This window comes from Bacillus lumedeiriae (assembly GCF_044891285.1).
GTDB classification, from domain to species: Bacteria; Bacillota; Bacilli; order Bacillales; family Domibacillaceae; genus Pseudobacillus; species Pseudobacillus lumedeiriae.
Genome location: NZ_JAUIYO010000031.1, coordinates 1 through 8,681, shown reverse-complemented (window position 1 = coordinate 8,681; position 8,681 = coordinate 1). Strand labels below are relative to the sequence as shown.

The following is an 8,681-nucleotide window of genomic DNA, read 5'->3' as shown; positions in this document are numbered from 1 at the left end:
TCAGCTACTTCAGGATCTAAGTTGTTCATTAACATACGAAGAACCGCTTCTTGCTGCCATCCTTTTGTATTTAATTCTGTACCCCAATAACGTTTCACGCGTTGTTCTGCAATTGTACTCATGTTTTATGCCTCCTGTTTGCTGTAAGTTGAATTTATATAGAATATTCTAATAATTGAATGTAACATTCAATGCAATCGAATCACTTTATGACTTATCCTGCTTTTGCAGGGTTTCCGTTAAACGGTTCGTCTGCTATTTTAATAGCTTCAGTTGGACACCCGTCAGCAGCATCTTCTACATCATAATAAATATCATCTGGTATTTCAGCTGTACCTTGATTATCGTCAAGCATCACGTGTGAAATCCCGCTTTCATCATAATCGAAGACCTCTGGGGCCGTGACCCCGCATGCCCCACAAGCGATGCAAATTTCTTTATCTACAATCGTATATTTTGCCATCTGTTACACCTCTAAAAAATTTACGTTCATTTTATAGTAAGCCGGGATTGGGAGTAGACAACTGCTTTTGCTCTTCTTCTCCCACTGTGCTGGTATATATGATGTGCTTGTGTCTTATCATCAAAGTTTCCTACGGAAGCGAAATCACATATCCCGAAAACGGTGCATCTTTCTTGAATTAACATCACCTTTTTAAACCCGATAAAATAAATCTTACGATTGAACAACTGCTTCTTTTTTGTCACTCTCTCCCATAATGCTCGTGCTGTGAAGCGGCTGTACTTTTGATTTTGGATCAATATATACTTTCGCGTTGCTGATCGCCGTTGGTGCTTCACCAAAGCCGCTCGCAATTAATTTTACTTTTCCGTCATACGTACAAATGTCGCCGGCTGCATAAATGCCTTCGATATTTGTTTCCATACGGGAGTTCACGACGATACTGTTTTTCTCAATTTCAAGACCCCAGTTTTTGATTGGGCCAAGAGAAGAAACGAATCCATATGTCACAACGACATCATCTACGTCTATTACTTCTTTGTTCGCGCCTTTTACTTCTTCAAGCACGACTTGTTCGATCCGCTCTTCGCCGATTAATTCAGTCGGCACGTACGGTGTCAAAATGTTAACAGTAGAATTCTCCATCGTTTCGACACTATGCTCATGCGCGCGGAATTTGTCGCGGCGGTGGGCGATCGTTACTTTTTCAGCAATCGGCTCGAGCATAAGCGCCCAGTCTACAGCAGAGTCGCCGCCGCCGAATACTTGTACTTTTTTGCCGGCAAATTGGTTTAAGTCGTTAATGAAATAGTGAAGGTTTTTGCCTTCGTATTTCTCTGATCCTTCAAGCTCAAGTTTTCTTGGCTGGAACGCACCGTTTCCTGCTGTAATAACGATCGTTTTCGTATAGTGTTCACCAGCATTCGTTGTTAACTTGAACACGCCATCTGCCTGCTTTTCTACTTCTTGTACCGCTTCTTCAAGGCAGACTGTCGGATTGAATTGATTCATTTGCTCTTTGAGTCTATCTACAAGTTCCTGCGCTCTCACTTTCGGGAAGCCGGCTACATCGTAAATATATTTTTCAGGATATAGTGCAGAAAGCTGTCCTCCGAGCTGCGGAAGGCTTTCGATAATTTTGCACGACATTTGTCGCATCCCGGCGTAAAATGCGGTAAATAAACCAACTGGGCCTCCCCCAATAATCGTAACGTCAAATACCTCTTCATTTCGAGTCATTCGATCACTCCTTTATAAAATTACAGTAAACTTGCAGAGTTACTACAAGATTTATTATTTTTCCAAACTATTTATCTTAATAAAAGCTACTGTATTGAATGGTGAATCACCAATTCCTTAAACTATTTATACAGCATCTTTCGAAAAAATCTAAGGGCTTTCATTACCTAGGTAAAAAATATTCACAATATAACAAAAAATCATACTGATGACCTTAAAAAAGTATTATACAACTTCGCTTTAACGCAGTAGAGGCCAGCCCTCAGCACTTTAACGCACTAAGGGAATGGCCAGAAAAACCGCAAAAATTCATGCTATATATTCATCAGATACGATGTCATCAGCCGTTTTTTTGCTGTAATATTTGCCTTTTGTGACGATCGCCAGAAGCATTGTAAGAACAAAAGCAATGACAGCCGCAAAGAAGGCAGCGACATTTTGCAAAAAGACCCCCATGTATCCAAACGCCGCTAATGAACCGATGACACTGGCAGCAATTAAAGATACTACTCCAACTGGATTCCAAGCATATAAATATTCTTGTCGATGTTCGAAATATTTAGGGCCGATTTTTAATAACCTTTTTACGACAAAAGCATCACATAAAAGTACAGCTGCCCAAGAGAGCAGGAAAACACCCTGAAAGGTAAGCAGACTGCCCAAATGATCCATGACCCCGCCAAGCATTAAGATAATAGCCGCAATCGAAGTAAAGACAACCCAGAAGTTTCTCCCCGGCTTAAATTTGAAAACGTTTTCAAAAAAATTAGCCAGCGATAAGGAACTGCTGTATAAGTTCGTAATGTTTATTCTGAGCTGCGTCAGAATCGTAAATAATGCGCCCCCAATGCCAAGAATCTGCACGAAGAACACCCCTGGATTCTCTTCTCCCATTTGCACACCGAACCAGATGCCGATCATTCCCATAAGTAAGAAACAAACGAGCTGCGGAATAAATCCGACGGCAAATACTCCTATTTTGAATTCTTCCTTTTTAATAAATCTTGCATAATCGGAAACGAGTAAAGCCATAATTCCGACGAGCCCATTCATGATTCCAATACAGGCAAGCAAGGAAGCACCGCCGACTTCTCCGCCCTCTGGAAGGTATGTCCATACACTTCCTTCGAACGTGGACCTATTTAATACGATGAAAAACCCCGTGCCAAGCAAAAGTATAAAGAGCGGCATGGACCACTTTTGCAGCTTATCAAGCTGTTTAATTCCAAACCAGTTCAATGGAATAACAATTAACCCGAAAAAGATCATTAATCCCCATATCGGAACGAAGGAGATATACTCATGAACCGCTGCAGCCATAATGGAGCCTTCAATCGCACAATACATAATAAAATTTAGTGCATAAATCAAAGAAGTAATCGAAGCACCAAAGTAGCCGAAGCCGCCTCCCCTTGCCATTAAATTTACGTTTAAGCCTGATTTGGCAGCGTAATAACAAATACCGATCCCGACAACCCCTGCCACCACAGTAGCATAAATTTCCGCTATTAACGCATTCACTGCTCCAAATGAAATCGCCATGAGGCTGCCCATTTGAATAAATAACATGGCGGTTGCCACACCTAACGTGACATTCATAATGCTCATCCAGCCCATTGTCCGGCCTTCTACAGGCACTTTCTCTAATGAAAAATCATCTTTCTTTTCTTCCTTTTTATTCATTTCCCCTTGCTGTTCTGTCCTTATGTTTAATTTCTCCATTCTGTACTCACATCCCTTGCCGTGTTTTTTTCATTTCATCAAACAGACTAGACTTTCTCCCTCCTTAAAGAACTACACTAAAATAAGCAAGTACCAAGCCAATTTAACGAATTTTCTAAAAATATAAAAAATATTTTTCATACCTTCTTTGTACATAGCCTGTATGCCTATACTTCTTATGATCTATGTTTCAAATAGCCGCCTTTCAGACATTTTCCGCGTCAAAAAACATCCTGTTTTCTTGCAAATTTGCAATCTATTTTGCAATTTTGATGAAATTACCCCTTACCGTTGCCTATCAATCCACGCAAACAACGATAGACAACGTCCAGAAAATTGAAGTAAAGGACATCCTCTGGTAAAGTTTGATAGAAATGAAAAATTTATGGGAGGTATCTTCATGAAAGAAGAAAAGATTCATCTATACATACAAGAAATTGATGGAGAACCTTGGCTCGTAGAAGACGATCGCGGCAATTTAAAAGTGAGCTACCGCGTCAAAGAAATCATCTTTGTGGCTCAATCTCCTTTTCAACATATTATGATTCTCGATACGTATGATTTTGGAAGAATGTTAGTATTAGATGGGGTCGTACAGTCCACCGAGAAAGATGGGTACATTTATAATGAGATGATTGCGCACGTCCCCCTGCACATTCATCCTCACCCGAAAAAAGTATTAATTATCGGCGGCGGCGATTGCGGCGCCGCGAGGGAAATCATTAAATATAAAAGCGTGGAAGAACTATATTTCTGTGAAATTGATGAACTCGTTGTCAAAGCAAGTAAGGAGCATTTGAAAGGCGTTTCCGATGGATTGGAAGATGAACGCATTCGTTATCTTTTTGCAGACGGCATTCAATATATGAAAGAGCATACAAATGAGTTTGATGTCATCATTGTAGACTCGTCAGATCCAATCGGGCCGGCGACTCAATTATTCGAATATGAGTTTTACAAAAATGTCTTCGATGCGTTAAAAGAAGACGGTCTAATGGTGTGTCAAAGTGAATCGCCGATTTTTTATAATGAGGTGATGCAGAATACGTATCAATCTTTGCAAAAATTGTTTAACATAACGAAGCAATACACTGCTGTTGTCCCAACCTATCCGGGAGGACTGTGGAGCTTCACCCTTGCTTCTAAAAAATATGAATCATTCATTGAACCAGACTACGAAAAAACAACCAAATATTTTAATGAAGAGATGTTAAAAGCAAGCTTCGCCCTGCCGCAGTTTATGTTAAACAAATAAGAAAGCGCCAGCTGCCTCTGCTATGTGAATAGCAGAGGCAGCTGGCGCTTCATCTTTTAATTGATCGCTGCTTCTTTTTTAAAACCAAGCCTATCCCCCGACTTTACAGGCTTCGGTAAAAATACTTCACCGGGTAGCTGTTAAACCGGGATTTCCAAGAAACGATAGACTTTGGCAGTTTATTTTTATAATTCGGGTTCGTCGTATAGTAATGAACTGTATCAGCATCTTTAATGGCGGCACCATAATAGTGCCCGTCGTTCCCAATGATGATGATCGCTTCCATAAACGTGTACAGCCCTCTCACTCCACCGGCTTTTATCACACCATTTACTTCTGTATCATAACTGTCGGCTGCAATCATCTGCATATTGTCCACAAAAATCTGATAGTCTGAGCCTGTCAGCTGCTGAAACTTTTTATCCTGTACTTCGGAACTAAATACTCCGTTTTGATAGAGTGTCGGCTTGATCTCTTTCGGATTCAAAGCAAAGTCACCGTTAAAAAAGGTCCCTATTCCTCCATAGGATTCACAAGCGGCTGACTGGCTAACTTGAATTGATTCCCCTTTATGAATGAATGTTAACTTACAGCCGAAATCAGGATCACTGTAATAAGCCTGTTTGCCGCTTATCTGTGCCCTTCCTTGTATTTCACCAGCATGGCCGCCGCTTGCCACGTTTATTAGGAACTCAAAAGATGACTGGCTGGCTTTTCTAATTTCTAAAATACCTGGATTAATGAAATCTGCTCTCTTCCAATCACCATTCCAACTAATAGCCGGCGGATTAGGAATCACCGGAGGGCTCACTTTAAAACGATCATTCAAGGCTCTTGCTAAAAAAGCGGAAAATGGTGCTCTTGTCATTGTTGTATTAGGTTTAAATGTACCATCGGGATAACCGCTCGTAATTCCTGCTGCTACAATTTTATAAATAGACTGATAGGCAGAAGAGGATGACGGGACATCATGAAAACGAATCGTTGACATTTCTTTTAATTGAAAAGCCCGATCAATCAAAATAGCCATCTGGCCGCGTGTTAATGTAGCATTGGGCCGAAAAGTGCCATCTGGATAGCCGCTGATAATCTTTTTCTCAACCGCGGCAGCTATGTATCCCGAAGCAAAATTAGTAGAATTCACGTCTTTAAAAGGCGTTTTCCGCTGTTGGCCATCCAGCTTCAATGCCCGTCCAATCATTGCCGCAGCTGCAGCACGGGTCACCTTTTCGTCCGGCCCGAACCTCCCATCTGTGTATCCAGAGATAATAGCTTTCGTTGCTAAATAATCAACTTCCTTAAAAAAACGATGATTCGTAGATAGATCGTTGAAAGAATCTGCACTAACAAATGGAACAAACAATCCAAGTGTTAATAAAAAACTAAGAATAACAGATATACACTTTTTCAACCTTTTCTCCTCCATAAATTTTTTCTTATTTATTGCTCAGCAGTGAAGCTTTCATATTCAACGAGGTAAAAATTTCCGTAAATATTTGTCTATTGAAAAAACAGCCCTTTTACCTATCATACCTGCCATGCTAACCCTATATTACCATCCTAATAAATTTATTCCAACAGAACGGATCCATTTACTTTCCATATTAACCATGATAAAAACTTACACATTTTGAAGATCACGAAAGGCCATGCTGCGTAACGCAAGGCTTGAAATGATGAACTATTCCTGCGAAGGATCAATTAATAAAAGAGATTGTACATCTGACATATTCTTGTCTTAAAACAATGGCTTTGTTAAACTCTCTGTCGATTTCCGCTGAGGCACTCTCCTTCCACTCCGACCAACAAAAAGGCAAAATTAACAACCTTCCTGAACATAGCTAAAACAATAAAAAAGCCAAGGAATAGATCCCTGACTTTTTATCTACATTAACGAAAGTTCCACATACAAAAAAGATGGGTTGTTTATTTCTTTAGGAAGTTGTCAGCTTCTGACTCACTTTGCGCAGCGCTTGAAGAAGATGTTCATTCTGCTGGGCCGAACCAATCGTAATACGCGCGTGCGTTCCCAGTCCCCATGCAATACAAGGACGGATGAGTATGCCCTCTTTCATTAAGGCTTCAAAAAGCTGCACAGCATCTTCTTTTAAATCCACAAACAGAAAGTTGGCGTGCGATTCAGCGACATCATAACCAAGAGCTTGAAGTTCTTTTATGAGTTTTTTCATTTCTTGCTTGTTTTCTTGAATCGTCTTATTTTTATATTCTTCATCATCGAGAGCAGCAACCGCCCCCGCATTCGCAATACGGTTAGCTGCAAACGGCTCTCTTACGGCCTGGATCGGCGCAATATGCTCTTTACTTCCGGCTGCATAGCCAATTCTTGTCCCAGCTAATCCGTACAGTTTGGAAAATGTTCGAACGAAGATGACTGGATACCCAGCTTTGACAAAATCAGGCCCCGTGTGATAGCCTTCACGTCCAATAAACTCTGCATAAGCTTCATCAAGCACCACAACCACATGCGGCGGTACTTGCTTTAGAAAGGCTTCGAGTTGATCTTCTTCTACAATTGTACCCGTTGGGTTATTCGGATTACAGATAAAAATCAATTTCGTCTTATCATTAATGGCGGAGAGAATCGCCTGAAGATCAAATGTATAATTCTCGTCAACAGGAATCTCTACTGGCGTTCCTTCCATGAGCAGTGTAATCGTTCTGTAGGCGGGAAATGTAGGGGTGCAATAGATCACCTCATCACCAGGATTGATATAGGCGCTTCCAATTAACGTAATCACATTGTCCGCACCATTCCCTACTATGATTTGATCAGAATCAATATCGTATAAGCTTCCGAGCTTTTTTCGAAGTTCGCTGCATGTCGCCTCTGGATACAGCTGGCTGTCCAGTACAGCTTGCTGCATCGCTTCGACCGCTTTTGGAGATGGTCCAAAGGGATTTTCATTAGAAGCTAAACGAATAATTTCTTCTAATCCTAATTCCTTTTTTACATCTTCAATAGCCTTGCCCGGAATATACGCTTTTAACTTTGTTGCACTTCTACGCCATAGTTCTTGATTCAATAAGAATCCCTCCTTATGTAGGCTGCTCGCTAAGGTATACGCGGAATGATCCAGCTTAACGGTCTCTCATGCCCCCATCCTTCCGCCACGTTTCGCTGAATCTTTATCCCCTTCATCCCTGCTTCTCCTCGCGATAAAAATATTATATACTAAATATTCAGATAATTTTTTATGTTATAAAATAATTATTATGACTTATTTCATTTATTTTCTTTTTTATTAGCAACATTATAAATGGTTCTAAAGTTCTTTAAAAAAATAAGCTTTATTCAAAGTCTTGTACAACTTGTCCATCAATTTCAGCTCTAATCAGCAATAACTATAAACGCAGCCTATTCAAAAAGCTTGGTTCCAATGGAGATAGAAAGATTCATTCCTTATGAAACACAGTTCCTCTAGAAAAGAATGAAAGAGCCCCCTTTTTGTAGGGCTCTTTCAACTTGTCCGCTGATTTCCGTCCCAGGCGCCTCGCTTTCCACTTCCATCAACCCAGTGAAAAATAATCATTTAAACTTTGGAAAAAAGCAGGATGACATTTGTATTGCCTACAATTTAAGAAAGTGAGAAGCATCCACTAAAAAACAACAAAAACCGTTGAAGCAAGAAGAGAAACTTCTCCCGTGTTTACTGAAATGATCCGATAATATTCAAAAATTTAATCGAAAGAAAAAGACCGACCTAAAAGGTCGTTTTTAACGACCTTTCGGATCAGCCTCTTGTTTCATTCTTTTGGATGATTAGTTTTCTCTTTCAAGCATTGGCATGTTGATGCCTTTTTCACGTGCTGTTTTCTTCGCAAGGTCATAACCAGCGTCTGCGTGACGGACAACTCCCATGCCTGGGTCTGTTGTTAATACGCGCTCGATGCGTGCTTCTGCTTCTTTCGTTCCGTCTGCCACGATGACCACGCCTGAGTGCTGGGAGTAACCCATTCCTACGCCGCCGCCATGGTGAAGAG

General features: G+C 40.6%; 7 protein-coding genes and 1 pseudogene. 1 reads left to right on the top strand and 7 read right to left on the bottom strand.

What is annotated here, in order from left to right:
* From QYG89_RS16835 to QYG89_RS16820, 4 genes are all read right to left on the bottom strand, one after another.
* On the bottom strand, positions 1 to 122 hold a 122-nt coding region (locus QYG89_RS16835), incomplete at its 3' end, for a hypothetical protein (protein ID WP_404319357.1).
* Between the two features lie 92 nt (positions 123 to 214).
* Positions 215 to 463 carry a ferredoxin gene (locus QYG89_RS16830; protein WP_404319355.1) on the bottom strand — a complete coding sequence of 83 codons (249 nt, stop codon included), beginning with the start codon at positions 461 to 463 and terminating at the stop codon, positions 215 to 217.
* A gap of 213 nt (positions 464 to 676) precedes the next feature.
* Positions 677 to 1,702, bottom strand: a complete 1,026-nt coding sequence (locus QYG89_RS16825; RefSeq protein WP_404319353.1) for an NAD(P)/FAD-dependent oxidoreductase — start codon at positions 1,700 to 1,702, stop codon at positions 677 to 679.
* 309 nt (positions 1,703 to 2,011) lie between these two features.
* The gene (locus tag QYG89_RS16820; RefSeq protein WP_404319352.1) at positions 2,012 to 3,424 is read right to left on the bottom strand and encodes a purine-cytosine permease family protein; all 1,413 of its coding nucleotides are present in this window, start codon (positions 3,422 to 3,424) and stop codon (positions 2,012 to 2,014) included.
* A 400-nt stretch (positions 3,425 to 3,824) separates the two neighbouring features.
* Between QYG89_RS16820 and speE the strand changes: the two genes are divergently transcribed.
* Positions 3,825 to 4,679, top strand: a complete 855-nt coding sequence (speE, locus tag QYG89_RS16815; protein WP_404319350.1) for a polyamine aminopropyltransferase — start codon at positions 3,825 to 3,827, stop codon at positions 4,677 to 4,679.
* Between the two features lie 103 nt (positions 4,680 to 4,782).
* Here speE and QYG89_RS16810 read toward each other — a convergent pair whose 3' ends face one another.
* The 3 genes and pseudogenes from QYG89_RS16810 to QYG89_RS16800 form a co-directional block, all read right to left on the bottom strand.
* On the bottom strand, positions 4,783 to 6,090 hold the full coding sequence (locus QYG89_RS16810; RefSeq protein ID WP_404319348.1) for an S-layer homology domain-containing protein: 1,308 nt from the start codon (positions 6,088 to 6,090) through the stop codon (positions 4,783 to 4,785).
* Between the two features lie 523 nt (positions 6,091 to 6,613).
* Complete coding sequence (gene hisC, locus QYG89_RS16805) at positions 6,614 to 7,723, bottom strand: histidinol-phosphate transaminase (RefSeq protein ID WP_404319347.1); 1,110 nt, start codon at positions 7,721 to 7,723, stop codon at positions 6,614 to 6,616.
* Positions 7,724 to 8,460: 737 nt separating this feature from the next.
* Positions 8,461 to 8,681: pseudogene (locus QYG89_RS16800) on the bottom strand (urocanate hydratase); the annotation flags it as partial.

What these genes read in the sequence shown, in the direction of transcription:
- QYG89_RS16830 (WP_404319355.1), bottom strand. Translation starts at nt 463, where the DNA reads ATGGCAAAATATACGATTGTAGATAAAGAAATTTGCATCGCTTGTGGG.
- QYG89_RS16825 (WP_404319353.1), bottom strand. Translation starts at nt 1,702, where the DNA reads ATGACTCGAAATGAAGAGGTATTTGACGTTACGATTATTGGGGGAGGC.
- QYG89_RS16820 (WP_404319352.1), bottom strand. Translation starts at nt 3,424, where the DNA reads ATGGAGAAATTAAACATAAGGACAGAACAGCAAGGGGAAATGAATAAA.
- speE (WP_404319350.1), top strand. Translation starts at nt 3,825, where the DNA reads ATGAAAGAAGAAAAGATTCATCTATACATACAAGAAATTGATGGAGAA.